Source organism: Sulfitobacter sp. 1A12779 (assembly GCF_043557315.1).
In the GTDB taxonomy this organism is placed as follows: Bacteria; Pseudomonadota; Alphaproteobacteria; order Rhodobacterales; family Rhodobacteraceae; genus Sulfitobacter; species Sulfitobacter faviae.
Genome location: NZ_JBIFFU010000002.1, coordinates 150,227 through 176,079, shown reverse-complemented (window position 1 = coordinate 176,079; position 25,853 = coordinate 150,227). Strand labels below are relative to the sequence as shown.

The following is a 25,853-nucleotide window of genomic DNA, read 5'->3' as shown; positions in this document are numbered from 1 at the left end:
GTGCGGCTTGGCGGCAACCCTTATTCCGCTCGGGACGGGGGTTGGCCCGGCGTCACCTCGATCACCCCGGCCTCGGTCACGATCAGATCGAGCGGCGCATCGGTGTCTTCCAGCGGGATATCGTCCCATTCCTGCCCCGCGAAAGCAAAGCCGATGGCCAGCGTGGCCCGCCGCGCGCGCAGCCTCGCCAGCGTGCGGTCATAAAAGCCGCCGCCATAGCCCAGCCGCCCGCCTGCGCGGTTGAAGGCCAAAAGCGGCACGATCACGATCTCGGGCTCAAAAAAGTCGGTTTCTGCGGGGATCATCGCGCCAAAGGTGCCCGGCACCATCGGTGTTTCCGGGGTCCAACGGGCAAAGGACAGAGGGTGGTTCGGCTTTTTGATCACTGGCACGCCGACGGGACCATGGGCGCAAGCCTCGGCCATGGCGGGGCGTGGATCAATCTCCGTTCGGATCGGCATGAAACCCGACAGCGGCACGCCGCGGTAGCCCGCCAAAACCTCGGAAAGATAGCCTGCCTGCGCTGCATTCGCCTGCTCAAACAGGGGCTTACGGCGGGCAAAGGCCGCCTTGCGCGCCTCGGCCTTCCGCGCGGCGCAATCGCTCACAACAGCACCATGGCGGCAAGGCCGAGGAAGGCGAAAAAGCCTACCACATCCGTCACCGTCGTCACAAACGCGCCCGAGGCAAGCGCCGGGTCCACCCCGAACCGCTCCAGCAAGATCGGGATGCCGGTGCCCGCAAGCCCCGCCACCACGAGGTTGATCACCATGGCCGTGGCGATGACATAGCCCAGCCCCGGCGAGCCGAACCAGAGCACGCCGACGATCCCCATGATCACCGCGAATATCAGCCCGTTGACCAACCCCACCAAAACCTCGCGCCGGATCACCCGCCAAACGTTGGAGCCGGTGAGGTCTTTGGTCGCGATGGCGCGCACCGCCACCGTCAAGCTCTGCGTGCCCGCGTTGCCACCCATGGAGGCCACGATCGGCATCAACACGGCCAGCGCCACGATCTGCGCAATCGCCGCCTCGAATTGCGAGATCACCACGGAGGCCGCAATCGCCGTCACAAGGTTCACCGCGAGCCACGGCAGCCGCTGCTTCGTCGTCTCCGTCACCCGGTCAGAAAGCGACCCCTCGCCCACGCCCGCCAGTCGCAGGATATCTTCTTCGTGTTCTTCGTCGAGCACGGCCATGGCGTCGTCAATGGTGATGACCCCGATAAGGCGCCCCTCCTCGTCGACCACGGGGGCCGAAATCAGGTGGTACTGGTTGAAGGCATAGGCCACATCGCCCTCATCGCGCATGGCGGGGATGATTTGAAAGGTCTCTTCCAGAATATCCGCTAGCCGCGTCTCGCGACGCGAGCGCATGAGCTTGCCCAAGGTCACATTGCCCACCGGATGCAGGCGCGGGTCGACCATGACGATATGATAGAACTGATCCGGCAGGTCTTCTTCTTTGGTGGCACGCAGATGGTCGATGGCTTGGCCCACCGTCCAATGCTCTGGCGCCATGACAACCTCGCGCTGCATCAGACGACCGGCGGAATATTCGGGCCAGTTCAGCGCCTGCTCCACCGCGACGCGGTCGGTCTCTTCCAGCGCGTCGAGGATGGTTTCCTGCTGCGCGTCTTCCAGATCTTCGATCAGGTCGACCACATCGTCGCTGTCCAACTCGCGCACCGCTTGGGTCAGAACCTGCGGCGTCAGGATGCTGATGACTTCCTCGCGGACCGACTCGTCGAGTTCCGACAGGATTTCCCCGTCGAACTCCTGCCCGTAAAGCCGGATCAAGGCGGCGCGGTCGTCCTCGTCGATCTGCTCAAGAAGGTCGGCGATATCTGCCGCGTGCAGCGGCTCCATCAATTGGGTCAGATGCGCCTGATCATTGGCCCCTACCGCCTCAAGGATCGCGGCCACGGCTTTCCGGTCGAGCACATAGGCCTCGGCACGCTCTTCAGGGGAGGCCGCCGGATCCAGCTCTTCAATCTGCTCTGACATCCGCTGCTCTCCGTCTCTGTGCCTTTGTCGGGAACGATAGTATGCGAGCGCCCAAGCCGGTACAACGGCACCAGCGACGCTTCGGTATTGTTCCCCGTCCCGCCCTCACCTAAACCACTGGCATGACAAATCAACGACTCCTTTTGGGCGCGACGCTCACCTATTCCGGCAACCCGATGCAAAGCGCTTGGGAGGATGCCGTGAAGATCGACACCCAGGGCGGTGTGCTGATCGAAAACGGCCGGATCGCCGCCGTCGGCAAGGGGGACGCGCTGCGCGCCGCGCATCCGCAGGCCGAGGTGACACGCTACACCGATGCGCTGATTTGCCCGGGCTTTGTCGATGCCCATGTGCACTACCCGCAGACCGCGATCATCGCCTCATGGGGCAAGCGGCTGATCGACTGGCTGAACACCTATACTTTCCCCGAAGAGATGCGCCTGTCGGATCCCGCCTACGCGGGCGAGATCGCCGCGCGCTATCTGGACCTGACGCTGGCCCATGGCACCACCACGGTCGCGTCTTATTGCACCATCCACCCCCATAGCGCCGATTCGCTGTTTCAGGCGGCGGAAGAACGCGGCCAGCGGATCGTCGCGGGCAAGACCTGCATGGACCGCAACGCGCCCGAAGGGCTGCGCGACACGGTGCAATCGGCCTATGACGACAGCAAAGCGCTGATCGAGCGCTGGCATGGCAAGGGCCGCGCCACCTATGCGATCACGCCGCGTTTCTCACCCACCTCCACGCCCGAGCAGCTCTCCACCCTCGGCGCGCTTTGGGCGGAGCATCCGACCTGCCTGATGCAGACGCACCTCAGCGAGCAGACGGATGAGATCGAATGGGTCCGAGACCTGTTTCCAGAGGCGCGCGACTACCTTGATACCTATGAGGCCCACGGCCTGCTGGGCGAACGCGGCCTCTACGGCCATGCGATCCATCTGGAACCGCGCGAGATTGACCGGCTGGCGGAGGTCGGCGGTGCGCTGGTGCATTGCCCGACCTCAAACACCTTCATCGGCTCGGGGCTGTTCGACATGACCGGCCTTGCCGCGCGGGGCATCCCGCTGGCGCTGGCGACGGATACCGGCGGCGGCTCGTCCTTTTCGATGCTGCGCACCATGGCAGCGGCCTATGAGGTCGGCCAGTTGCGCGGCACGCCGCTGCATGCGGCACAGCTCATTTGGCTGGCGACCGCGGGCTCGGCCCGCAGCCTGCATTTGCAAGATCATGTGGGTTCACTGGCCGAAGGGATGGAGGCCGACATCACCGTGCTGTCGCTCGACTCCACCCCCGCCATCGCGCAGCGCCATGCCGCGGCCAAGGACATTTGGGAAAGCCTTTTCGCCACGATCATGATGGGCGATGACCGCGCGATTGCGGATGTTTGGGTGGCGGGCGCACGGCGGGGCGGCACGGCGTAACGCCCCCCGCCTATGGCTGGGCTCAGCAGGGCGCGCCCAGCACCATGACCCAGACCGCGTCATCAGCACGGACCAGCCCCATCTCCTCGGCCCGGGCGTCGACCATATTGCGGTAATGCCCCGGCGAGTTGGTCCAGCCGGTCATGACCTCATCGAGCGATTGCTGCCCCTTGGCGATATTCTCGGCCACGAAACACCATTCATAGCCCGCCACCGCCGCGCGGCGGCCGACATCGGTGCCATCGCGGCCTTGGTGGCTGAAATAGTCATGCGTGGCCATGTCGCGGGCGTGGTCCTTTGCCGCCTGTTCCAAACGGCTGTCATAGCTCAGGGGCTGCAACCCCTTCACATCGCGCAGGGCGTTCACCCTGTCCAATCCCATCGGATCGGCCAAGGCGGGCATCCCCGCCAGCATCAGTATCGAGAGTAAAACCGGCTTCATCCAGCCAAGCCTTTCGCCAAATGATTCTGCCGCGCCACCTGAGCGGCCAAGTCGATGGTGGTGATCTGACCATCGCGCACCACCTGTCGGCCTTCAACGAAAAGGTCGCGCACCGCCGTAGGACCGGCAAGAAGCAGCGCAGCCGGGTCCCAACTGCCCGCGCTCTGCACGCCCGAAACATCCCAGATCGCCACATCGGCCCGTTTACCGGGCATCAGCCGCCCGCAGTCGGGCCGGCCCAGCACATCCGCACCGCCCCGCGTGGCCAGTTCGAGCGCCGCGCGCGGGCTCATCGCGTCGGCCCCGCGGGCCACCCGCTGCAACAGCATCGCCTGCCGCGCCTCGGCGGCGAGATTGCCGCTGTCGTTGCTGGCGGAGCCATCGACGCCCAGCCCCAGCGGCACGCCTGCGTCCAGCATCGCCCGCACCGGCGCGATGCCCGAGCCGAGGCGGCAGTTCGAGCAAGGACAATGCGCAACCCCCGTGCGGGTTCGGGCGAAAAGGTCGATCTCGGCCCCGTCCAACTGCACGCAATGGGCGTGCCAAACGTCGTCGCCGATCCAGCCGAGGCTTTCGGCATATTCCCCCGGACGGCAGCCGAATTTCTCCTGCGAATAGGCCACATCCTCGGCATTCTCGGCCAGATGGGTGTGCAGCATCACGCCCTTGTCGCGCGCCAGCAGCGCCGTGTCGCGCATCAATTCGCGGCTGACCGAAAAGGGCGAACAGGGTGCCAATCCGACGCGGCACATCGCCCCTTCGGTGGGGTCGTGAAAGGCGTCGACCACGCGGATGCAGTCTTCCAAAATGGCCGCCTCACGTTCCACCAGCGCATCGGGCGGCAGGCCGCCATCGCTTTCGCCGATGCTCATCGAGCCGCGGGTGGGATGAAAGCGCAGCCCAAGTTCGGCGGCGGCGTGGATCGTATCCTCCAGCCGCACGCCGTTGGGGTAGAGATAAAGATGGTCCGAACTCAGGCTACAGCCCGAGAGCGCCAATTCCGCCAGCCCAATCTGGGCCGAGACGAACATATGCTCTGGCCCCATGCGCGCCCAGATCGGGTAGAGCCGTTGCAGCCAGCCAAAGAGCAGCGCATCCTGCGCCCCCGGCACGGCACGGGTCATGCTTTGGTAAAGATGGTGGTGGGTGTTCACGAGGCCCGGCGTGACGACACAGCCCGTCGCCTCGACAATCTCACCCTTTGTCCGAAGGCCCTGCCCGATCTCGGCAATCATCCCGTCGCGCAGCAGCAGGTCCGCGCCTGCAAGCTCCCGCCGGGTGTCGTCCATCGTGATAAGGTAATCCGCGCCGCGGATGAGGGTCTCTGCCATAGGTCACACTTTCGCTATGCCCGTCTCATGCAAAGTGTGTGTGGCCGATGGAAAACGGGCGAGAGAACCGACCTTCTGGGGGATTTATCGCATCCCGCCGGGGCCGGTCAATCCGGGGCTTCCCGACAATTGGATCAATAGGCGGAAAGGATCGCAAGCGCTTGGGCGTGAATGTCGCGGTTGGCCGCGGCCAGCGCCCTGCCCCCTTCATGCACCGGGTTGCCCTGCCAATCGGTGACGATCCCGCCTGCGGCTTGGATCACCGCGATGGGCGCTTGGATGTCATAGGCGTTCAGCCCCGCTTCGATCACCAGATCGACCTGCCCCGCCGCGACCAGCGCATAGGCGTAGCAATCCATGCCATAGCGGGTCAGCAACGCCTGCGAGGCGACGGCGCGAAAGGCGCTGGCCTCCTCGCTGCTGCCGACCTCGGGGAATGTGGTGAAAACGATGGACTGCCGCAAATCCCGCGCCGCACGTGTCTGCAAGGGGTGGCTGCCGTGCGGCCCGCTCAACAGCGCGCCATCCGGCGCCCCCTCGAACCGCTCCCCGATATAGGGCTGGTCGATGATGCCATAGAACGGGCCCGAGGCATCGGAAACCGCGATCAGCACGCCCCAAGTCGGCGTACCGCTAAGAAAGCCGCGCGTCCCGTCGATGGGGTCGAGCACCCATGTCAGCCCCGACGTGCCGGGCTGCGCGCCATATTCCTCACCCAAGATGCCATCTGCAGGCTGCTCCGACGCCAAGATATCGCGCATCGCCCGTTCGGCGGCGCGGTCGGCCTCTGTCACCGGATCGAAACCCGTGCCGAGCTTGTTGTCGGCCTGCAAATCGAGCCTGCGGAAATAGGGCAGGATCACCTGCCGCGCCGCATCCGCCATCAGATGGGCAACGCGGCGGATATCGGGATCGAAGTCACTGGTGTTCATCATGGCGAAGACCTGACAGTTTGCGCCCCTTTGCGCAAGCCTGTCAGTGCGTTAGAGCCGAGCCTTGCAGCGGATGAGAGGCAGGCTCAGGCCACGTCACTCAGCACGCGGGCGAGTTCAAACAACCGGCGGCGCTGGTTCTCGGGGATGGCGTAGTAAGAGCGCACCAGTTCCATCGCCTCCTTGTCGGCCATCAAATCGGCAGGCAGCCCGTCCATCGGCGCGCCCTCGGTGACTTCCTCATCCTTCAACCCTTCGAAAAAGAAGGACACGGGCACCCCAAGCGCATCAGCGATATCCCACAACCGGGAGGCGCTGACCCGGTTCGCGCCGGTTTCGTATTTCTGTATCTGCTGGAATTTGATCCCAACCAGTTCCGCCAGTTTCTGCTGGGTCATCCCCGTCAGCCAGCGGCGCTGCCGGATACGTTTGCCTACATGTACATCTACCACATGCACCATATTCTCTAATCCTTATAGGGCACATGCGACCGTGCCAATCTCAGTTCCAAACAAGGACGAAGTGTGCCGTCGCCTCGTACGATACCGCAGGGGTTGCGCGAAAGTTCTGCCTCCTATCATAGCGGTTGCGTTGAATTCGGCCAAGAAATTTCACGGGATGGTAAAAAATCCGCCCTGTATCGACTGCAACCTCAGGCGGTGCACTGCCCCTCTCTCTCTTCGACCGGCGGGTGTGAAATCCCCAAGTTTCCTTGGGCCTGTCGGTTTTCCGCTCGGCAACCACTGGATGAACGCGAGGGATATCAATCGGTTCCCGTCGGAATGCGTCAAATGCCATGTTTTCGTGTTTGGGGCGGTGAGAATGGCTGCTGCCCGCCCGCGCGCGACTTGAAATGCGTCGGTGCTTTTCCGCCGATCGACCGCTCGCGGCAGTCCCGTCCAAGGCGCGCGCAGGGCAAGCCGACGCCCCGAACATCCCCACCCGTAAAACCCACGATTATTGCCGTGATATCAGGCCGCAAGACACTTGAAATTCGCCCCCTCAGGCCCGATATTCAGACCCAAGAACGTGTCGGCCGGGTTTCGACACGCAACTTTGCCAATGGGAGTCACTAAATGGCTGACGTCAATTCAATTCGCTCTGCTGCCGGGTCGCGCGTCTCCGCGATCGACGAGGGTCTGCGCGCTCATATGAACAAGGTGTATGGCACCATGTCGATCGGCATGCTCATCACCTTCGCCGCGGCCTGGGCCATCTCGGGCCTGTCGGTCACCACCGACCCCTCCGCCGCCGTGGCGCAGCTCAGCCAGGATAAATACCTGACGCAATTGGGTTATGCGCTCTATGCCTCGCCGCTGAAGTGGGTCGTGATGTTCGCACCCCTGGCTTTTGTTTTCGGCTTTGGCGCCATGATCAACCGCATGTCCGCCGCCACGGCGCAGGTTGTGTTCTACGCCTTCGCCGCCGTCATGGGCATCTCGATCAGCTCGATCTTTTTGGTGTTCACCGGCTATTCCATCGCGCAGGTCTTCCTGATTACCTCCATCGCCTTCGCCGGTCTGTCGCTCTGGGGCTACACCACGAAAAAGGACATCTCCGGTTGGGGCAGCTTCCTGATCATGGGTGTGATTGGTCTGGTCGTCGCGTCGATCGTCAACATCTTCCTCGCCTCCTCGGCGCTGATGTTCGCGATCTCGGCGATCGGTGTTCTGATTTTCGCGGGTCTGACCGCCTATGACACCCAGAAGATCAAGACCGAGTATCTGGCCCACGCCCATCACGGCGACACCGAGTGGCTGGGCAAAGCCGCGATCATGGGTGCGCTGAGCCTCTATCTGGACTTCATCAACATGTTCATGATGTTGCTGTCGCTCTTCGGCAACCGCGAGTAATCGCCCTGCCATCTGATGCGAAAGGCCGGCTCCGAAAGGGGCCGGCCTTTTCTTTGGCACCGTCTTAGGCCAAGCCGCTTATCCAATCGCGCCGAACAGATGCCCGACCCCGGCCGTCACAGCCATTGCCAGACCGCCCCAAACCACGACGCGCCCGATGGCGGGCCGCTTTGGCGCGCCGCCCAGTTGCGCGCCGCCCGCGCCAAGCAGCATCAGCGCCAGCAATGCCACCAATGCAATGGTCACGCCGCGCAGCCCCGCAGGCGCCAGAACCGCCGCAAACAGCGGCAGACCGCCGCCCAAGGCAAAGGCCAGCGCCGAAGCGCCCGCCGCCTGTAGCGGATCGGCCTGACCAGCGAGGCCGAACATGCCCAACTCTTCGCGCGCATGGGCGCCGAGGGCGTCATGGTCCGTCATCTGGGTGGCGACCTCTAGGGCAAGGTCGCTTTGCACGCCCCGGTTCTCCAGCCCTTCGGCCAGTTCGCTGAGTTCATAGTCCGGGTCTTCGATCAGGGCGACGCGCTCGCGCTCCAGATCGGCCTTCTCCACATCCGCCTGCGCCGAGACCGAGACATATTCCCCCGCCGCCATCGAAAGTGCCCCGGCGGTGAGGCCCGCAAGCCCCGTCAGCAGGACATTGCCCTGCGTCATGCCAGCCGCGCTCACCCCGACCAGCAGGCTGGCCGAGGAGACGATACCATCATTGGCCCCCAAAACGGCGGCGCGCAGCCAGTTGCTGCGGTTGATGAAGTGTCCTTCTTTGGGCATCTGACCCGCCTTGCGTCTACTGCGGCTGATACACCAACAGATGCGCCGGGAAGATGACCGGCCTGTCGCCGCCCACCCCGGTAAAGCCGACACTGCCGGTGGGTTCCGCCCGGCTCAACGGGGCGCAGGCCCCCAGTGTCAGCAGCAAGATCACGGCAGTCGATTTGGCAAACATGGCATTCCCCCGGCAGTTCCTTCAGGTATCCCCCGTTCCGCCCCGCCGCGCAAGGCGTCGGGGCGGAGGAGGATCAGACGGTGATCGGCTGCATCACCTGCGGCTCCACCACATCGACGCCCGGAAGCCCGTCAATCAGCGTCTGTGCCGATTGCTCCAACGCGTCGAAGGTGCGGTAGTGGCAGGGAATGACCGTCTTGAAATCGAAATAGCGTTTGGCGGCATAGGCGGCCTGCGCCATGTCCATCGTGAAATGCCCGCCCGCTGAGAGGATGCCGATATCGGGTTTGTGGTAGTCGCCCATCCAATCCATATCCGCCATGATCGCCGTATCGCCGGAATGGTAGATCGTATGCCCCTCGCCCGAGATCATGAAGCCGGTCTCCATCCCGGTGTAGATCGGCCCGTTCTCGCCATCTACCGATGAGGAATGCGAGGCCGGAACCATCGTGATCGCCACCTCGCCCGCGCGGATCGTCCCGCCTTTGTTAAAGCCCGTGGTCTGCTGCACGCCTTTGCTTTCCAGCCAGCCCATCAGCTCGACCATGCCCGCGACCGGGGCGTTGGTGCGGCTGGCGATGTCGGCGATATCTGCCGTGTGGTCGAAATGGCCATGGGTCACAAGGATCTGCGTGGCGCCTTTGATTGCATCAGCATGGTGCGCCTCGTCCAGCATGGGGTTGTCTTTGAGCCAAGGGTCGATCAGCAGCACTTGGTCTTCGATCTCGATGCGGAATGAGCCGTGGCCGAGCCAGATGATGTTCATGGGGGTCCTCCTGATTGCGGTGGGTCTAACATCAGATTTGACCCTATGCTGCGCGGAATCAAGTAACCCCGAACATGCCACCCTAGCCTGGAATCAAGGGCGCATGCCCGCCGGGCCGCGCCAGAGCGGCCCGACGGGCTGGCGCTTCTGCAACCCGGACGCCATCCCGATATCATCGAATACCGCCGCGGCCATAAATTGCCCAACTGCCCCGGAGCAAGCACCATCCCCCGGTCTGGCGCCGCCCGGCTCCGTTCCGGTCCTCTCAAACCCTTGCGAGGCCCGCCCCCAAACGGTAGAGGAGCCTCAAAGAGATGGAGATGTTCATGTCGATCGACGAAAACACCGCCGCACGCGTGGCGAAACTGGCCCGGATCAAGGTTGAACCCGACGCGCTTCCGGCGCTGGCGGAAGAGTTCAACACCATCCTCGGCTTTATCGAACAGCTGTCCGAGGTGGATGTCGACGGCGTCGAGCCGATGACCTCTGTGACCCCGCAGCGCCTGAAGCGGCGCGAGGACGTGGTCACCGATGGCGACCAGCAGGACCGCGTGCTGGCCAATGCCCCCGATGCCCGTGAAGGGTTCTTTGCCGTGCCGAAGGTGGTGGAATAATGACCGATCTGAACAAACTGAGCCTCGCCGAGGCCCGCGATGCCCTACGCAAGGGTGAGACCACCTCGAAAGACCTGACCGAGGCCTGCATCCAAGCCATCGACGGCGCGGGCGCGCTGAACGCCTTTGTGCACCGCACGCCAGAGATCGCGATGGAACAGGCCGCCGAGGCCGACGCCCGCATCAAACAGGGCGACGCCCCCGCGATGTGTGGCCTGCCCATCGGCATCAAGGACCTTTTCTGCACCAAAGGCGTGCCAAGCCAAGCGGGCAGCCGCATCCTCGAAGGGTTTTTGCCCGAGTATGAAAGCACCGTGAGCCAAAAGCTGCGCGACAGCGGCGCGGTGATGCTGGGCAAGCTCAACATGGACGAGTTTGCCATGGGCTCGTCGAACGAAACTTCCGTCTACGGCAACGCGGTGAACCCGTGGCGGCGCGAAGGTGACACGGCGGAACTGACGCCGGGCGGCTCCTCGGGCGGCTCTGCTGCCGCCGTGGCAGCCGACCTCTGCCTTGCCGCCACTGGCACCGACACCGGCGGCTCAATCCGCCAGCCCGCCGCCTTCACCGGCACCGTAGGCATCAAGCCGACCTATGGCCGCTGCTCGCGTTGGGGCATCGTGGCCTTCGCCTCCTCGCTCGACCAAGCTGGGCCGATGACCAAGACAGTGCGCGACGCGGCCATCATGTTGGAAGCCATGTGCGGCCATGACGCCAAGGACAGCACCAGCGCCGATCTGGCCGTGCCGGACTTCGAGGCGGCGCTCACCGGCGACATCCGTGGCAAGAAGATCGGCATCCCGCGCGAATACCGCATGGACGGCATGCCCGAGGAGATTGAAAAGCTGTGGGCCGACGGCATCGCCATGATGAAGGACGCGGGCGCCGAGATCGTCGACATCTCGCTGCCGCACACGAAATATGCCCTGCCCGCCTATTACGTCATCGCGCCCGCCGAGGCGTCGTCGAACCTCGCGCGCTATGACGGCGTGCGCTTTGGCCACCGCGCCAAGCTTGACCACGGCGACGGCATCACCGAGATGTACGAAAAAACCCGCGCCGAAGGCTTTGGCCATGAGGTTCAGCGCCGCGTGATGGTCGGCACCTATGTGCTCTCCGCCGGTTTCTACGACGCCTATTACAACCGCGCCCGCAAGGTCCGCACGCTGATCAAGAAAGACTTCGAAGACGTCTTTGCCCAAGGCATCGACAGCATCCTGACCCCGGCGACCCCCTCCGCCGCCTTTGGTCTGGGCGAGATGAAGGACGCCGATCCGGTGGCCATGTATCTCAACGACGTCTTCACCGTGACGGTGAACCTCGCCGGCCTGCCCGGCGTGGCGCTGCCCACGGGGCAAAGCAGCACGGGTCTGCCGCTGGGTCTGCAACTGATCGGGCGCCCGTGGGAAGAGGCAGACCTGCTGTCCTCCGCCTATGCGCTGGAGAAGGCCGCCGGTTTTGTGGCCAAGCCCGAGAAATGGTGGTAAGCCGCAGAGCGGTGAACAAGAGGCGAGAGCGGGTCAGATGATCACACGGACACTTCTAGCGATGACGGCGGGCGGTCTTTTGGCAGCCTGCCAACCGGCGATCCCCGATTCCGGGAACATCAACACCGGGCGCGGTGTCGGCTTTGGTGACAGCAGTTTCGAGGCCGAGCAGCGCGCGCGCGATGCCGCGCTGGCGGGCGACGGCAGCTACATGCCCGCCGCCTCGGAGGTGACCGCCCAGCCTTTGGATGACGGCTCTCCCGAAGCGACGGCGGCGGAAACTGCCCGTGTGCTGGCCGCGACCCGTCCGGGCGGGGCCAGCAACGGTCTGGGCAATGACGCGGCCACCAACTCGGGCGTGGCCCCGGTGAACGCCAGCCCGTCGAACCCGCCCCCCGCCGCGGTCAACGCCGTGGGCATCTCGAACGAGAACAACTTTGACGCCGTGTCGGGCCAGCGCAGCATTCAAGACGACGCCGCCCGCGTGGCCGCGAACCGCGCGCAATATGAGGTCGTCCAACCCGAGGCCCTGCCCGAACGCCGCAATGTCGGCCCGAATATCGTCGCCTATGCGCTGCAAACCAATCAGTCGGTCGGCCAGCAGATTTATAGCCGCATCGGCTTCAACAAGGCCCGCAAGTTCGAACGCGCCTGCGCGCAATACGGCCACGCCGACCAAGCGCAGATCGCCTTTCTTGAGGCCGGCGGCCCCGAGAAAGACCGCCTTGGCATGGACCCCGATGGCGATGGTTTCGCCTGCGACTGGGACCCTACCCCCTTCCGCCGGGCTGCACAGGGCTGACAGATGCCTGCCGCGCCTGATGTGACGGCGCATCCCTCGCCCAATTGCGGCCCGCGGCGCGGTGGGCTGCGCCCCCGGCTGATCGTCCTGCACTACACCGCCATGACCAGCGCCCAAGCGGCGCTGGAGCGGCTCTGTGACCCCTCTGCCGAAGTCTCGGCCCATTACCTGATCTCGGGACGCGGAGAGGTCATTCAGATGGTCGAGGAAGAGCAACGCGCCTGGCATGCAGGCGCGGGCGAATGGGCGGGGTTGGAGGACATCAACTCACGCTCCATCGGGATCGAGTTGGACAACCGTGGCGACCACCCGTTTTCCGAGCCACAGATGCAGGCGCTGGAAACCCTCCTGCCCGGCATCATGGCACGCCACCGCATCCCGCCCGAAGGGGTGATCGGCCATTCCTGCATGGCACCGGGCCGCAAGATCGACCCCGGCCCCCGATTCGATTGGGCCCGGCTCGCACGGCGCGGGCTGGCGCTGCCTGCGGGCAATGGCCCCCTTCCTGACAGCGTAACCACCGAAACCTTCCGCGCCGCCGCGCAGGCCGCAGGCTTCACCGCGCCCTGCGACGATGACACGCTGCTAGACGCCGTGCGGATGCGTTTCAGGCCATGGGGGCGCGGCCTTCTTACCCCCCCAGACTTCGCCGCCCTACCCGCCCCCATTGACGCGCCGCGCGCCGGCGTCTAGGGCGGGGCTGCGCGGAAGGCTGGATGGCCGCTGCGTCGACTCGCGTCGCATGACCGACGTCCGCTCTCGTCACACGCATGTGTGACATCCGCGGCGTCGCTTTTGCGGGGCAAAAGCGACGTAGAGGAAAGTCCGGACTCCAAGAAGAAACGGTGCCGGGTAACGCCCGGGCGGGGCAACCCGACGGAAAGCGCCACAGAAATGAAACCGCCCCTCGGTCCGGCCTTGCCGGAACGCCCGCGGGGTAAGGGTGAAACGGTGGGGTAAGAGCCCACCGCGGGGCTGGCAACAGTCCCGGCATGGCAAGCCCCACCGGGAGCAATGCCAAATAGGGACCGCGCGCCGATGATCTTCGGGTCAAAGGCGGGGCACTTCTGCCCCAGCAGGTCCGGGTTGGCAGCTATAGCCGCATCGGCAACGGTGCGGTCAGAGGAATGGTCATCGCCTGTTTTCGGACAGGTACAAAATCCGGCTTATAGGCCTTCCGCGCATATTTCTGCTCTTTCGAGGCTGAAAGGCAGGTTTTTCGACGAAACCGGCGTCTTTCGGCACCGGGCGGGCAAATAGCGGTTGACTCGGGCGCGGGTCTGACTAGAACCCGAAATTCAGAATTCACGCAGGCCTGCGCGGCGCTGCAGCAGGAGAAGACACATGGCGAAGCCAACCACGATCAAGATCCGCCTGAACTCGTCCGCGGGCACAGGCCATTTCTACGTGACCAAGAAAAACGCACGCACCATGACCGAAAAGATGGTCATCAAAAAGTACGACCCCGTTGCGCGCAAGCACGTCGAATACAAAGAAGGCAAGATCAAGTAAGATCGCCTGACTTTTGAGTTTCAAAGGGCCACGTGGTTTCGCCTGGCCTTTTGCATTGTGCAGGGCTGGATCGCGCCCGACCCGGGGCCGATGGCCGTCTTGCAAAAGGTCCGGTGGACCTTTTGAGGCCAGCGGGTGCTTCAGCACCGGGGGCGCATTGCGCGCCCGCCCTGGGGGCGGGTCGGGCGCGATTCGGACGCGGGGCGTCCGGATAATCGTTGAGACGCCTGAATGCCATCCCCGGTCCGGCGCTGCCCGGCTAGCGGTCTCTCTTCTCGCGGAAAAACCTCACGAGCATCTCTTCCGCCTCTCCCGCCGCGATCCCGTCGAACACCTCGGGCACATGGTGGCATTGGGGATGCGAGAACACCCGCGCGCCCTGCGCCACGCCGCCTGATTTGGGGTCCGCCGCACCGTAGTAGAGCCGCTCCACCCGGGCGGCGGCGATGGCACCGGCGCACATGGCGCAGGGCTCCAGCGTGACGTAAAGCGCGTGACCGATCAGCCGTTCCGAGCCAACAGCGGCGCAGGCGGCGCGCAGGGCCAGCATCTCGGCATGGGCAGTTGGGTCATTGCGGGCGCGGGTCTCATTGCCTGCGGCGGCAACGATCTGCCCTTCCGGAGAGACAACGACTGCCCCCACCGGCACTTCGCCGCGCGCGGCGGCGGCGCGGGCCTCGGCCAAGGCCTGTCCCATATACGAGCGAAACTCCATTCCGTCACATGGCCGCAAACGCCACCCTTTCGCAAGCCCGTGAAACAGGGTAAGCGCTGTGTATGAACGCAAAAACGCCCCCCTCCGGCTCCGGCCCGCAAAACTCTGACAGCGATGCAAGTGCAGGCACCCCCACCGGCGACCGCATCGCCAAGGTGCTGTCGCGCGCGGGCATCGCCTCGCGCCGCGAGGCCGAGCGCATGATCGAAGCAGGCCGCGTGCGCGTGAACGGGGAGCAGATCACCTCGCCCGCGCTGAACGTGACACCCGAGGATAAGATCACCGTTGACAACACCCCCGTCGGCGCGCCCGAACCGCCGCGCATGTGGCTGTACCACAAGCCCGCCGGTCTGGTGACCACCGCCCGCGATGAAAAGGGCCGCGAGACGATCTTTGACGCCCTGCCCGAGGATATGCCCCGCGTGATGACCGTGGGTCGGCTCGACCTCAACTCCGAAGGGCTGTTGCTGCTGACCAATGACGGCGGGGTGAAGCGCAAGCTGGAACTGCCCAGCACCGGATGGCTGCGCCGCTACCGCGCGCGGGTGAATGGCCGCCCCACCGATGAGATGCTGGAGCCGCTGCGCAAAGGCATCACCGTGGAAGGCGAGAACTTTCAGCCGATGGACGTGACGCTCGACCGCCAACAGGGGGCCAACGCCTGGCTGACCGTCGGCCTGCGCGAAGGCCGCAACCGCGAGATTCGCCGCGCGATGGAGGCCGTGGGCCTGACCGTGAACCGGCTGATCCGCATCTCCTACGGCCCGTTCCAACTGGGCGAATTGAAGATCGGCGAGGTGGAAGAGCTGCGCCGCAAGGTCGTGCGCGATCAACTGGGGCTCGAGTTGGAAGACCCCAGCGGCACCGCCACCAAGAAACCCACCGGTCTACGCCGCCCGCCGCGCCGCAAGCCCGGCGGTTTCGGCGGCGCGGGCCAACCGGGCCTGCCCGTGCAACGGGGCGAAGACGACGAACCGCCGCCCCGCCGTGGCGGCGGCAAGGCAAAGAACGCACCGCGTGGCAAGGCCGCGATGGGCAAGACGGCTGGCAAAGCAGGCGGCAAGGCGAGCGGCAAACCGGGGGCGCGCCCCACGGGGCGACCGAATGGCAAACCGGGGCCAAAACCCACAGGCCGGGGGCCAAAACCCCGCCGCTGACCGGCCCTGCCCCGAGCTGCCCCTGCGCGTTTCCGGAACGCGGCCGACCTGCGTGCGTTGAATAGATAACGGCAGGCAAGATCAGCGCGAAACCGCTGTCAGAAAAGGGCAATATGGCGCGAATAGTGATGTTTTTGGTGGCCTTGGCCGCGCTCGTGGTTATCATCCTCGGCGCAGCCTCGCTCGTGGGGCGTGCGGCTGACAGTGCTGGCACAGCGTTGCGCCCGATCTGGGGCAGCAAAAGGGGAAACATGATGGCGCCAACAACCTTTCAGAAAATCGCCTTCGGCGCGTTGCTGGTGCTGCTGCTTGGGCTGACCAGCGGTTTTCTCGGAGGGCTTTGACCTATGGCGCAGCGCTTTGGCGGCAAATATAGCCCCGACCCCGACGCCCCCCCCAGCAGCGCCCCGCGCAAGAACGCACGCCTGCGCGTCGATCCGGCGGGCGGTCGGGTGAACCTGATGTTCCTGCCGCCGGTGCTCTTGGCGGCAACTTCGCTCATCGGGGGCGCAGGCACGCTAGTGCTCGGCCTTGGTGGGGCCTTCCTGCTGGCCTCTGGCGTCTGGTTGCTCCGCGATGGCTTGTTGGCCGAGGCGGAATACCACGAGCGCAAAGTCGCCCGCCGCCCCGTCCTGCCGCGCAAGATCCTCGCGGCCCTTTTGGCCGGTGCGGGCGCGGCCCTCGCCGCTTATAGCAACGATCCCAGTCTGGCCGCGGCCCTGCTCTATGGCATCGCCGCCACTGCGCTGCACCTCGCCGCCTTCGGCATCGACCCGTTGCAGAACAAGGGCATGGAGGGCATCGACACCTTCCAGCAAGACCGCGTCGCCCGGGTGGTGGATGAGGCCGAAAAACTGCTCTCGGGCATGAGCCAAGCGATCCTGCGTGCGGGCGACCGCCGCGCCGAAGCGCGGCTGGCGGAGTTTCAAGAAACCGCCCGCCATTTGATCCGCACCGTCGAGGAAGACCCCCGCGACCTGACCGCTGCGCGCAAATACCTTGTCGTCTATCTGCGCGGGGCGCATGATGCGACGGTGAAATTCGCCGACCTCTATGCCCGCAACCAAGACGCCCAAGCACGCGATGACTACCTCGCCTTGCTGGACGATCTGGATCAGAACTTCGCCGCGCGCACAGCCAAATCGCTGCTGGACGACCGCAGCGATCTGAACGTGGAAATCGACGTGCTGCGGGCGCGCCTCTCTCGTGAGGGGGTCCGACTGGAGCAACCCACCCCTGCAAATACTAAGGAAGATCAGTGATGACCGATGCCCTCCGTGACAAAGCTGCCCAATCGCAAGGGTTGGTGGAAGAAGTGAACGCAACCGTCTTGCCGGAACCGGCGGATGCCAATGCCATCGTGCCGCTGAACAAAGCCGATCCCGAACAGAGCGCGGAAATCCAAAAGCGCATGGCCGAGATCGACGTGACCGATACCCAGTCCATCGTCAGCTTCGGCTCTGCCGCACAGGCCGAGTTGCAAGAGATCAGCCAATCCATGCTGGCGGATGTGCGTAACAAGGATGTTGGCCCTGCTGGCGACAGCCTGCGCACCATGGTCAGCGCGATCCGCGGCTTCTCGGTCTCGGAATTGGACGTGCGGCGCAAGCAAAGCTGGTGGGAGAAACTGCTGGGCCGTGCCACGCCCTTTGCCAAGTTCACCGCCCGTTTCGAAGAGGTGCAGAGCCAGATCGACCGGATCACCGACAACCTGCTGGCGCATGAGCATACGCTGTTGAAAGACATCAAATCGCTCGACCTGCTCTATGAAAAGACGCTGCAATTCTACGACGAACTGGCGCTTTATATCTCTGCTGGGGAGGCCAAGATCGAAGAGTTGGATCACAAGACCATCCCCGCCAAACAGACCGCGCTGGATAAGGCGGGCGAGGACGATCAGGTGATGCGCGCGCAGGAGCTGCGCGATCTGCGTGCCGCGCGTGATGATCTGGAGCGTCGGGTGCATGACCTGAAACTGACGCGGCAGGTCACCATGCAATCGCTGCCCTCGATCCGTCTGGTGCAGGAGAATGACAAGAGCCTTGTGACCAAGATTAACTCGACCTTGGTTAACACCGTGCCCCTGTGGGAGACGCAATTGGCGCAGGCCGTCACCATCCAGCGCAGTGGGGATGCGGCAAATGCAGTGCGCGAGGCCAATGACCTGACCAATGAACTGCTGACCTCCAACGCCAAGAACCTGCGCGACAGCAACAAGGTGATTCGTCAGGGGATGGAGCGCGGCGTCTTCGACATCGAAGCGGTGAAACAGGCCAATGAAGACCTGATCGGCACCATTGAGGAATCCCTGCAAATCGCGGATGAGGGCAAGGCGAAACGCGCCAATGCCGAGAAAGAGTTGCAGGAGATGGAAGGCCGCCTGCGCGACACGCTCGCCGCTGCCAAGGCCCGCGAAACGGGGTTGGGCGATACCACCGGCAACGCGGTGCCAAGCTAAAACCGACGTGAGGGAACAGGCCATGCAAGGACGTCTGCGCAGAAATCTGCGCGCCGCAGGGGCGCTGGCGCTGAGCACGCTGCTCTTGGCCTGCGCCGAGCCTGCGCCCGTCTTGCAAAAGGTCGCCAAACCGCAGGCCCGCCCTGCCGCCGCCACCCCTTCCCCGGCGGCGGTGGCGAAACCGACCTCGCAAAAAAGCGCCATGCTGCGCAGCTATCTGCATCAGGTCGAAAAGGCGCAGTTGGGCCAAGATCTGCTGCGCCAAGACGGGGGCGGGGAGGACACGCCCTTTACCAGCGAAATGCTGGCACGCAATTTCGAGCAGATCGCGCTATATAACGAATATGACGGCAATTTCTCAGGCCAAGGCGGCGCCAGCCCGTTGCGCCGCTGGGATGCGCCGGTGCGGATGCAAATCATCTTTGGCGACAGCGTGCCGCCCTCACAGCGCCGGTCCGACACCGCCAAGATCAACGCCTTCGCCCGCCGTTTGGCGCGGGTGACCGGGCATTCGGTCTCGATCGGCGACAGACCGAATTTCATGGTGGTCGTGGCCTCGGAAGATGACCGGGTCGATGCGCTGGCCCAAGCGGCGGAAGAGGTCGCGGGCGTCAGTAAATCCTCGCTCCGGGCCATGCGCAACATGCGCCGGGACACCTATTGCGCCGTGGCCGCCTATGCCGCGGGGGACAACCCCAATGTCTATACCGCCGCCGTGGCCGTGATCCGCTCGGAAAACCCCGAATTGCTGCGGCTTTCCTGCATTCACGAGGAATTGGCGCAGGGTCTGGGCCTTGCCAATGACAGCCCCGCCGCGCGACCGTCGATTTTCAATGACGACGACGAATTCGCCCTGCTCACCAAACATGACGAACTTCTGCTCAAGATGCTCTACGACCGGCGCCTGCGCCCCGGCATGACGGCAGAGCAGGTCAACCCGATCACCCGGATCATCGCGCGCGAGTTGACGGACGGCCCGGTGTAACGCAGCATTACGACGAAAGAATAAGGACCATCCCCATGGGCATTTTCGATTTCCTCTCTGGCCAGTTCATCGACGTCATCCATTGGACCGACGACACCCGCGACACGATGGTTTGGCGGTTCGAGCGTGAGGGCCATGAGATCAAATACGGCGCCAAGCTGACAGTGCGTGAGGGGCAAGCGGCGGTTTTTGTGCATGAGGGGCAGTTGGCGGATGTCTTCACCCCCGGTCTCTATATGCTTGAGACCAACAACATGCCGATCATGACGACCCTGCAGCACTGGGACCACGGTTTTCGCAGCCCGTTCAAGTCTGAGATCTATTTCGTCAACACGACCCGCTTCAACGACCTGAAATGGGGCACCAAAAACCCGATCATCGCCCGCGACCCTGAGTTTGGCCCGGTGCGCCTGCGCGCCTATGGCACCTATTCCGTGCGGGTGAGCGACCCCGCGAAGTTCCTGACCGAGATTGTCGGCACCGATGGTGAGTTCACCATGGACGAAATCTCGTTCCAGATCCGCAACATCATTGTTCAGGCTTTCTCGCGCACGCTTGCCTCCTCCGGCATCCCGGTGCTCGACATGGCCGCCAACACGCGCGAGTTGGGGCAGTTGGTGGGCAAGGATATCGCCGCCCAGATTGCGGAATACGGGCTGGCGATGCCCGAGCTTTACATCGAAAACATCTCCCTCCCGCCCGCGGTCGAGGCGGTGATGGACAAGCGCACTTCGATGGGCGTGGTCGGCAACCTCAACGAATACATGCAATTCCAAGCGGCTGAGGCGCTTGGCCGCGAAGGTGCGGGCGGGGCCGCGATGCAAACGGGCCTTGGCGCGGGGCTGGGGATGAGCATGGCCCAAGCCGCCACCGCGCAGGCTGGCCCCTGGGGCGCCCGCCCTGCCCCCACCGCCGCCGCCCCGGTGCCGCCGCCCCCGCCGCCGGTCGAAAAGGTCTGGCATATCGCCAAGGACGGCGCGACCTCAGGCCCGTTTTCCAAGGCCGCCATGGGCCGCAAGGCGAGTGAGGGCAGCCTTACCCGCGATTCTCTTGTCTGGACACCGGGGCAGGATGGCTGGCAGCGGGCCGAAGACGTGGCCGAACTGGCGCAGCTTTTCACGGTGATGCCCCCGCCACCGCCGCCGCCCCCGGCCTGATCCGCAGGCGCGTGGGCCCACGCCCTTCGCGCGCGTCCCGCCCGTGGCCCCTCAGGTCCACGGGCCACCCCCATCCGCTCCGCCGCGATTGACCTTGCAAAGCACCCCATATGTCCGCCACCGATCTGCCCCCCGCCGCCCCGCTTGAAGAGCACCGTTTCCCCTGTGACACCTGCGGGTCGGACATGCGCTTTGACCCGGCGCAGGCGCTGCTGATCTGCGATCACTGCGGCAATGTGGAGCCGATCGACGGCAGTGGGCGCCACGCCCATGCCATCGCCGAACAGGACTTTCGCGCCGGATTGCAGGCCGCCCTGCCCGCCGCCGAGATGGAAGAGACCCGCGTCACAACCTGTCCCAACTGCGCAGCGCAGGTGGAATTCGAGCCCGGCAAACACGCCGCCGAATGCCCTTTCTGCGCGACGCCTGTGGTGATCGACACCGGCACCAACCGCCATATCAAACCACGCGCCGTGCTGCCCTTCGCCCTGCCCGAAGAACGCGCCCGCGACGCGATGAAAGACTGGCTCGGCAGCCTTTGGTTCGCCCCCAACGGGCTGCAACAATATGCCCGCAAGGGCCGCCGGATGCAGGGCATCTATGTGCCCTTCTGGACCTATGACGCACAGACCGCCTCTAGCTATCGCGGGGAGCGTGGAACCGTCTATTACGTCACCCGCACCGTCATGCGCGATGGCAAGCGGGTGAAGCAGCAAGTGCCGAAAATCCGCTGGCGGGCCGCTTCGGGGCGGGTGGCACGCTTCTTTGACGATGTGTTGGTGCTGGCCTCCCGGTCGCTGCCCAAGAGACACACCGACGCGCTGCACCCTTGGGACCTCTCGGCGCTGGAGCCCTATGCGCCCGAATACCTCGCCGGTTTCCGGGCCGAGGCTTACGGCATTACGCTGGAGGAAGGCTTTGTTCAGGCCCGCGCGCATATGGACCGGGTGATCGAGCGGGACGTGAAGTTCGACATCGGCGGCGACCGCCAGCGGGTGCATGACATCAATACCCAAGTCAGCGATGTGACCTTTAAACATATCCTGCTGCCGGTCTGGCTTGCCGCCTATAAATACCGCGGCAAGACCTATCGTTTCGTGGTGAACGGCCATTCGGGCAAGGTGCAGGGCGAACGCCCCTATTCCGCCGTCAAAATCACCTTTGCCGTGGTGCTGGGGCTGATCGCCGCCGCCATCGTCGGCTATTTCATGGCCCAGCAATGACCCAGAGCTACGACCAGTTCTCCGACCTCTTGCAGGCGCGCTATTCCTGCCGCGCCTTTCGGCCCGACCCCGTGCCGGAGGAGACCATCACCCAGATCGTGAGCGCCGCGCGCCATGTGCCATCGTGGTGCAATGCCCAGCCGTGGCAGGTGACCGCGACACGCGGCGCGGGCACAGATGCCTTCCGCGCCGCACTCCTTGAAGCTGCCAACACCGACACCCCGGTCGCGCCGGACCTGCCATGGCCCACGGGCTACTCCGGCGCCTATGCCGAACGCCGCCGCACCTGTGGCTTCCAACTTTACGACGCGGTTGGCATCGCCAAATCCGACCGCGCCGCGCGTCAGGCGCAGATGCTGCGCAACTACGCGCTTTTCGACGCGCCGCATGTGGCCATCGTGACCGCCCCGGCCGAGCTTGGCCCCTATGGCGCGATGGACTGCGGCGGCTTCGTCACCGCCTTCACCCTCGCCGCGACGGCGCTTGGCGTGGCCAGCATCCCGCAAGCCGCCATCGCCGCCTATGCGCCCTTGGTGCGTGAGGTGCTGGCACTGCCCGAGGATCGGCTGGTGCTCTGCGCAATCTCCTTCGGCTATGCCGATGAGACGCATCCCGCGAACGCCTTTCGCACCGAGCGAGCCACCCCTTCTGACATCATTGATTGGAAAGACTGACATGCGCGCATTGCTGCAACGGGTGACCGAGGCTTCGGTCACGGTCGAGGGTGAGGTCATCGGAGAGATCGGCCCCGGCCTGCTGATCCTCGTCTGCGCCATGCCCGAGGATACCGAAGAAACCGTCGAGAAACTGGCCCTAAAGATCTCCAAACTGCGGCTGTTCAAGGATGACGGCGGCAAGATGAACCTGAGCCTTGTCCAAACCGGCGGTAGCGCCTTGGTGGTGAGCCAATTCACCCTCGCCGCCGATACCGCGCGCGGCAACCGCCCCGGCTTTTCCGGCGCGGCAAAGCCCGAGATGGCCGAGGCGCTCTATTCCCATTTTGCCCGCAGCCTCGCCGGGCTCGAGATCCCCGTGCAGACCGGACGATTCGGCGCGGATATGGCCGTGGCGCTGGTCAACAACGGGCCGGTGACCCTCTGGCTCGATACGGCGGCGCCCTGATAATTCATTGGAAAGCATGGGCCGGCAAGCTTGGGAGGAGGTAAGCTTGCCGGCCGGTATAACGGGTCCGGGAGGAGGAGGACCGTTAATATGCGGTGTCAGATCAACCCGGGAAGGAGCGGGGTCCGGCACCTGACAATGCAGCGCGTAAGGCGCGACATTGATGGCTGAAGGTCTAAAAGCGCAGTGGCTTAGAGACCGTCGTATTCTTCGGTCACCAGCGCTTGGGCGTGCTGGGGAATTTGGTTGCGGTCGATGCCCGCACGCTCAAGCTGCGCGTCGCTCATGCTGTTGAGGACGGCTTGCATGCGCGAGATCTGCATCTGAGTGACGCCACGCGCCAGCAGGCTGCCGACCTTGCCCGCAGCGGTGCCAAGCGCGCCGAGAACCGGAGCGGACGCATCACGCAGGGAGAAACCGTGGGGGGCGGATAGGGTGTTGTCATACTTCATAGGTCTGTTCCTTTGAAAGTTCTTCCGACGCCACACGCCGGATCTCGCACCGTGCGATGCCGATATCGGACAGTTCGCGATCGCTCAGTACGTTGAGTTCTGTGAAAGTTCGGTTGTAAGCTGCGCGCCGGGCTTTGATCTGGGCCACGCGGCGGCGCATGCCGTCAACGGTGTGATGAAGCCCATCGAGCGCGGAGCTCAGGGTAGTGCCACGTGAGATTGCCATCGTCATAAGCGCAACTCCTTTCAAAATGCTGCAAGTGCATTATCAATGCTGCAATGCAGAAGTAGTACGCTCTGACCCTATTTTGAACCCGCAGAATTTGCATAGGCGCTATGCCCGAAACGAAAGGCCGGGGGCTAACTGCAGGTAAACAGCCTAAAATTTTTGCGCCGATACACAGGAAATGTGCATCGGCGCAACGCAGCAGGGCTGCAATCAGGGGATTTGGGGATGGGGGGCGGCGTGCCGCCCTTTTTTGCGTGAGTCGTTTAGCTGACCGGTTCCCAAGGGCGCGTGTAGACGCTGAGCACCTTTGAGACCTCATCGTGGGTCGCGTCGTTCATCGTGACCTGGGCCACCAACCCGCGTTTCTTGTCGTCCACCACCTCGGTTACCCGCGCGGCACAGCCCGCCTTTTCAAGGCTGCCGTTATAGACCCGCGTGATCGCGTCCTTGCGCAAATCGGGTTTGAAGATCTTGCCGACAGCCGTCTTGGGCAACTCGTCCATGATCTTGAGGTGCTTGGGCTGGGCTGCGCGTTCCGCGACATGCTCACGCGCATAGGCCAGCAGTTCCTCTTCGGTGACATTGGCACCCTCAACGAGTTCGACAAAGGCGCAAGGCACCTCGCCCGCGTGGGGGTCGGGCTGGCCGATAGCACCCGCAAAGGCGACGGCCTCATGGCCCAGCAGTGCCTCTTCGATCTCGGCGGGGTCAATGTTGTGGCCGCCGCGAATGATGAGGTCTTTAGCGCGGCCCGTGATCCAGATATAGCCATCGCTGTCGATCCGGCCCAGATCGCCGGTGCGCAGGTATTTGCCGTGGTAGAAGAGGTCTTTGTTCTTGTCTTCCTCGACATAGGTATGGCCCGAAAAGACGCCGGGGTTCGAGACGCAGATCTCGCCAATCTCATCCGTCTCCGCGTCGATCGGACCATCCACAGTGCCCTTGATGATCCGCACGTCTGAATAGGGGAAGGCGATACCGATGGAGCCGACCTTCTTGATCCCGTCCGTCGGGTTGCAAGAGACAAGGCAGGTCGCCTCGGTCAGACCATAGCCTTCGACCAGCGTGACGCCCGTGGCCTTCTCAAACCGCCGGAAAAGCTCCAGCGGCAGCGGGGCGGAGCCGGAAAAGGCGGTTTTCACCGTGCTGACATCCGCATCAATCGGGCGCTGCATCTTGGCCGAGATCGCCGTCGGCACGGTGATGATAAAGGTGATCTTCCACCGCTCGACCAGCTTCCAGAAGTTGTCAAAGACACCATCCCCGCGATAGCCCTGCGGCGTGGGGAAGACCACATGCGCGCCCGACGACACGGCGGCCATCAGGATCACATGGCAGGCAAAGACGTGGAATAGCGGCAGCGGACACATGATATTGTCCTGCTCGCTGAACAACAGCCGATGCCCCAGCCAGCCGTTATAGATCAGCCCCGAATACTTGTGCTGCGCCACTTTGGGCATCCCAGTGGTGCCGCCGGTGTGGAAATAGCAGGCAACGCGATCCTCTTGCACATCCTCGAAGTTGAGCGAGGTGTTTTGCTTCGCGATCTCGGCATTGAAGTTGAGGTATTTGGCTTGGTTGTTCACCATCCCCTTGGGCCGCACCAGCGGGACGATCCAGCTTTTCGGCGGGGTGAGATAGCGCACCAGATCGACCTCGAGCACCGTGTGCACCTTGGGCGCAAGCCGCACTGCTTCGGCGGTCTTCTGGGCCACGTCCGTCTTCGGGAAAGGCCGCAGGGTGACGACCACGGAGGCGCCCACTTCGCGCAGGATTGCACCGATCTGTTCGGCGTCCAGCAGCGGGTTGATCGGGCTCACGATCCCGGCCACGGCACCGCCCAACAGGGTGATCGTCGTCTCGTTACAGTTGGGCAGCACATAGGCCACCACGTCTTTCTCGCCCACGCCGAGGCTGCGGAAGAGGTTCGCCGCCTGCGTCACGCGGCCATGCAACTCTTTCCAAGACAGCGTTTCGGCCTTGTCCTTGGGGCCCGAGAAAATCTGATAGCTGACGGCATTGTGGTTGGGGAATTTCGCGGCCGTATTGCTTAGCATTCCGTAAAGCGTCTTGGCCACGTCGCGGTCTTCCCACGGCATTTCCGCCGCGATGGCATTGCGGTCTTCGATCCCGGCGAATGTCATGGTGTCTCCTCCCCTGTGCCGGTGTTCCGGCTTATTCTCCTCGCGCCAGATTGCGGCGAAACGCGCCGTTTCGCAAGCAATCGGCGGCAACAAACGC

General features: G+C 64.2%; 29 protein-coding genes and 1 other RNA gene. 17 read left to right on the top strand and 13 right to left on the bottom strand.

What is annotated here, in order from left to right:
• Positions 1-20 precede the first annotated feature (20 nt).
• Together ACGYLQ_RS03530 and mgtE are read right to left on the bottom strand one after the other, a co-directional pair.
• On the bottom strand, positions 21-608 hold the full coding sequence (locus ACGYLQ_RS03530) for a 5-formyltetrahydrofolate cyclo-ligase (RefSeq protein WP_394440476.1): 588 nt from the start codon (positions 606-608) through the stop codon (positions 21-23).
• The gene (mgtE, locus tag ACGYLQ_RS03525) at positions 605-2,008 is read right to left on the bottom strand and encodes a magnesium transporter (protein WP_394440474.1); all 1,404 of its coding nucleotides are present in this window, start codon (positions 2,006-2,008) and stop codon (positions 605-607) included. The genes ACGYLQ_RS03530 and mgtE overlap by 4 nt, the downstream gene beginning before the upstream one ends.
• A gap of 122 nt (positions 2,009-2,130) precedes the next feature.
• On the opposite strand from mgtE, the gene guaD reads away from it, so the two are divergent.
• Entirely contained in the window at positions 2,131-3,432 is a 1,302-nt protein-coding gene (gene guaD, locus ACGYLQ_RS03520) for a guanine deaminase (RefSeq protein WP_394440472.1), read from the top strand.
• A gap of 22 nt (positions 3,433-3,454) precedes the next feature.
• Here guaD and ACGYLQ_RS03515 read toward each other — a convergent pair whose 3' ends face one another.
• From ACGYLQ_RS03515 to ACGYLQ_RS03500, 4 genes are all read right to left on the bottom strand, one after another.
• Positions 3,455-3,874: a CAP domain-containing protein gene (locus ACGYLQ_RS03515; protein ID WP_067267582.1), complete on the bottom strand. Its 420-nt coding sequence runs from the start codon at positions 3,872-3,874 to the stop codon at positions 3,455-3,457.
• Positions 3,871-5,205, bottom strand: coding sequence for an 8-oxoguanine deaminase (locus tag ACGYLQ_RS03510; RefSeq protein ID WP_394440470.1), 1,335 nt, complete (start codon positions 5,203-5,205; stop codon positions 3,871-3,873). Before ACGYLQ_RS03510 ends, ACGYLQ_RS03515 begins: the two co-directional genes overlap by 4 nt.
• Before the next feature lie 134 nt (positions 5,206-5,339).
• Positions 5,340-6,140, bottom strand: coding sequence for a histidinol-phosphatase (gene hisN / locus ACGYLQ_RS03505; RefSeq protein ID WP_394440468.1), 801 nt, complete (start codon positions 6,138-6,140; stop codon positions 5,340-5,342).
• A gap of 83 nt (positions 6,141-6,223) precedes the next feature.
• Positions 6,224-6,598, bottom strand: a complete 375-nt coding sequence (locus ACGYLQ_RS03500; RefSeq protein WP_394440466.1) for a helix-turn-helix domain-containing protein — start codon at positions 6,596-6,598, stop codon at positions 6,224-6,226.
• Between the two features lie 615 nt (positions 6,599-7,213).
• Between ACGYLQ_RS03500 and ACGYLQ_RS03495 the strand changes: the two genes are divergently transcribed.
• The gene (locus ACGYLQ_RS03495; RefSeq protein WP_067267576.1) at positions 7,214-7,990 is read left to right on the top strand and encodes a Bax inhibitor-1/YccA family protein; all 777 of its coding nucleotides are present in this window, start codon (positions 7,214-7,216) and stop codon (positions 7,988-7,990) included.
• A 78-nt stretch (positions 7,991-8,068) separates the two neighbouring features.
• Here ACGYLQ_RS03495 and ACGYLQ_RS03490 read toward each other — a convergent pair whose 3' ends face one another.
• From ACGYLQ_RS03490 to ACGYLQ_RS03480, 3 genes are all read right to left on the bottom strand, one after another.
• On the bottom strand, positions 8,069-8,758 hold the full coding sequence (locus tag ACGYLQ_RS03490) for a VIT family protein (protein ID WP_209219072.1): 690 nt from the start codon (positions 8,756-8,758) through the stop codon (positions 8,069-8,071).
• Between the two features lie 16 nt (positions 8,759-8,774).
• A complete protein-coding gene (locus ACGYLQ_RS03485; protein ID WP_156505794.1) occupies positions 8,775-8,933 on the bottom strand; it encodes a hypothetical protein in 159 nt (52 codons plus the stop codon).
• A 73-nt stretch (positions 8,934-9,006) separates the two neighbouring features.
• Complete coding sequence (locus ACGYLQ_RS03480) at positions 9,007-9,699, bottom strand: metal-dependent hydrolase (protein ID WP_394440464.1); 693 nt, start codon at positions 9,697-9,699, stop codon at positions 9,007-9,009.
• A gap of 326 nt (positions 9,700-10,025) precedes the next feature.
• Here ACGYLQ_RS03480 and gatC point away from each other — a divergent pair, with 326 nt between their 5' ends.
• The 6 genes from gatC (at position 10,026) to rpmG (ending at position 14,114) form a co-directional block, all read left to right on the top strand.
• Positions 10,026-10,313, top strand: coding sequence for an Asp-tRNA(Asn)/Glu-tRNA(Gln) amidotransferase subunit GatC (gene gatC / locus ACGYLQ_RS03475; RefSeq protein ID WP_209219074.1), 288 nt, complete (start codon positions 10,026-10,028; stop codon positions 10,311-10,313).
• Positions 10,313-11,800, top strand: a complete 1,488-nt coding sequence (gene gatA, locus ACGYLQ_RS03470) for an Asp-tRNA(Asn)/Glu-tRNA(Gln) amidotransferase subunit GatA (RefSeq protein ID WP_394440462.1) — start codon at positions 10,313-10,315, stop codon at positions 11,798-11,800. The genes gatC and gatA overlap by 1 nt, the downstream gene beginning before the upstream one ends.
• A gap of 37 nt (positions 11,801-11,837) precedes the next feature.
• Positions 11,838-12,602, top strand: coding sequence for a hypothetical protein (locus ACGYLQ_RS03465; protein WP_394440460.1), 765 nt, complete (start codon positions 11,838-11,840; stop codon positions 12,600-12,602).
• 3 nt (positions 12,603-12,605) lie between these two features.
• Positions 12,606-13,295 (top strand): N-acetylmuramoyl-L-alanine amidase, encoded by a 690-nt coding sequence (locus ACGYLQ_RS03460; protein ID WP_394440458.1) that lies wholly within the window; start codon positions 12,606-12,608, stop codon positions 13,293-13,295.
• Positions 13,296-13,306: 11 nt separating this feature from the next.
• Positions 13,307-13,787: RNase P RNA component class A (rnpB, locus tag ACGYLQ_RS03455), an RNA gene on the top strand.
• A gap of 159 nt (positions 13,788-13,946) precedes the next feature.
• Complete coding sequence (gene rpmG, locus ACGYLQ_RS03450) at positions 13,947-14,114, top strand: 50S ribosomal protein L33 (RefSeq protein ID WP_007119221.1); 168 nt, start codon at positions 13,947-13,949, stop codon at positions 14,112-14,114.
• Positions 14,115-14,373: 259 nt separating this feature from the next.
• Here the strand turns inward: rpmG and ACGYLQ_RS03445 are convergent, their stop codons facing one another.
• Positions 14,374-14,829: a nucleoside deaminase gene (locus ACGYLQ_RS03445; protein WP_394440456.1), complete on the bottom strand. Its 456-nt coding sequence runs from the start codon at positions 14,827-14,829 to the stop codon at positions 14,374-14,376.
• A 62-nt stretch (positions 14,830-14,891) separates the two neighbouring features.
• On the opposite strand from ACGYLQ_RS03445, the gene ACGYLQ_RS03440 reads away from it, so the two are divergent.
• The 9 genes from ACGYLQ_RS03440 (at position 14,892) to dtd (ending at position 22,931) form a co-directional block, all read left to right on the top strand.
• Positions 14,892-15,986: a pseudouridine synthase gene (locus tag ACGYLQ_RS03440; protein ID WP_394440454.1), complete on the top strand. Its 1,095-nt coding sequence runs from the start codon at positions 14,892-14,894 to the stop codon at positions 15,984-15,986.
• 128 nt (positions 15,987-16,114) lie between these two features.
• A complete protein-coding gene (locus ACGYLQ_RS03435; protein ID WP_067267561.1) occupies positions 16,115-16,330 on the top strand; it encodes a hypothetical protein in 216 nt (71 codons plus the stop codon).
• A gap of 3 nt (positions 16,331-16,333) precedes the next feature.
• Positions 16,334-17,248: a 5-bromo-4-chloroindolyl phosphate hydrolysis family protein gene (locus ACGYLQ_RS03430; protein ID WP_394440452.1), complete on the top strand. Its 915-nt coding sequence runs from the start codon at positions 16,334-16,336 to the stop codon at positions 17,246-17,248.
• The gene (locus tag ACGYLQ_RS03425; RefSeq protein ID WP_394440451.1) at positions 17,248-18,444 is read left to right on the top strand and encodes a toxic anion resistance protein; all 1,197 of its coding nucleotides are present in this window, start codon (positions 17,248-17,250) and stop codon (positions 18,442-18,444) included. The genes ACGYLQ_RS03430 and ACGYLQ_RS03425 overlap by 1 nt, the downstream gene beginning before the upstream one ends.
• A 22-nt stretch (positions 18,445-18,466) precedes the next feature.
• Positions 18,467-19,429: a DUF2927 domain-containing protein gene (locus ACGYLQ_RS03420; protein ID WP_271687975.1), complete on the top strand. Its 963-nt coding sequence runs from the start codon at positions 18,467-18,469 to the stop codon at positions 19,427-19,429.
• 35 nt (positions 19,430-19,464) lie between these two features.
• Positions 19,465-20,586, top strand: a complete 1,122-nt coding sequence (locus tag ACGYLQ_RS03415) for an SPFH domain-containing protein (RefSeq protein WP_209219081.1) — start codon at positions 19,465-19,467, stop codon at positions 20,584-20,586.
• A gap of 110 nt (positions 20,587-20,696) precedes the next feature.
• On the top strand, positions 20,697-21,809 hold the full coding sequence (locus ACGYLQ_RS03410; protein WP_394440449.1) for a primosomal protein N' (replication factor Y) - superfamily II helicase: 1,113 nt from the start codon (positions 20,697-20,699) through the stop codon (positions 21,807-21,809).
• Positions 21,806-22,483: a nitroreductase gene (locus ACGYLQ_RS03405; RefSeq protein WP_394440447.1), complete on the top strand. Its 678-nt coding sequence runs from the start codon at positions 21,806-21,808 to the stop codon at positions 22,481-22,483. The genes ACGYLQ_RS03410 and ACGYLQ_RS03405 overlap by 4 nt, the downstream gene beginning before the upstream one ends.
• 1 nt (position 22,484) lies before the next feature.
• Positions 22,485-22,931 carry a D-aminoacyl-tRNA deacylase gene (dtd, locus tag ACGYLQ_RS03400; protein WP_394440445.1) on the top strand — a complete coding sequence of 149 codons (447 nt, stop codon included), beginning with the start codon at positions 22,485-22,487 and terminating at the stop codon, positions 22,929-22,931.
• Between the two features lie 191 nt (positions 22,932-23,122).
• Here the strand turns inward: dtd and ACGYLQ_RS03395 are convergent, their stop codons facing one another.
• The 3 genes from ACGYLQ_RS03395 to ACGYLQ_RS03385 all read right to left on the bottom strand — a co-directional run bounded on the left by ACGYLQ_RS03395 (position 23,123) and on the right by ACGYLQ_RS03385 (position 25,756).
• Positions 23,123-23,383 carry a hypothetical protein gene (locus ACGYLQ_RS03395; RefSeq protein WP_394431563.1) on the bottom strand — a complete coding sequence of 87 codons (261 nt, stop codon included), beginning with the start codon at positions 23,381-23,383 and terminating at the stop codon, positions 23,123-23,125.
• On the bottom strand, positions 23,373-23,615 hold the full coding sequence (locus tag ACGYLQ_RS03390; RefSeq protein WP_394440443.1) for a DUF1127 domain-containing protein: 243 nt from the start codon (positions 23,613-23,615) through the stop codon (positions 23,373-23,375). The genes ACGYLQ_RS03395 and ACGYLQ_RS03390 overlap by 11 nt, the downstream gene beginning before the upstream one ends.
• Before the next feature lie 260 nt (positions 23,616-23,875).
• A complete protein-coding gene (locus tag ACGYLQ_RS03385) occupies positions 23,876-25,756 on the bottom strand; it encodes an acyl-CoA synthetase (RefSeq protein ID WP_394440441.1) in 1,881 nt (626 codons plus the stop codon).
• Positions 25,757-25,853: the final 97 nt, after the last annotated feature.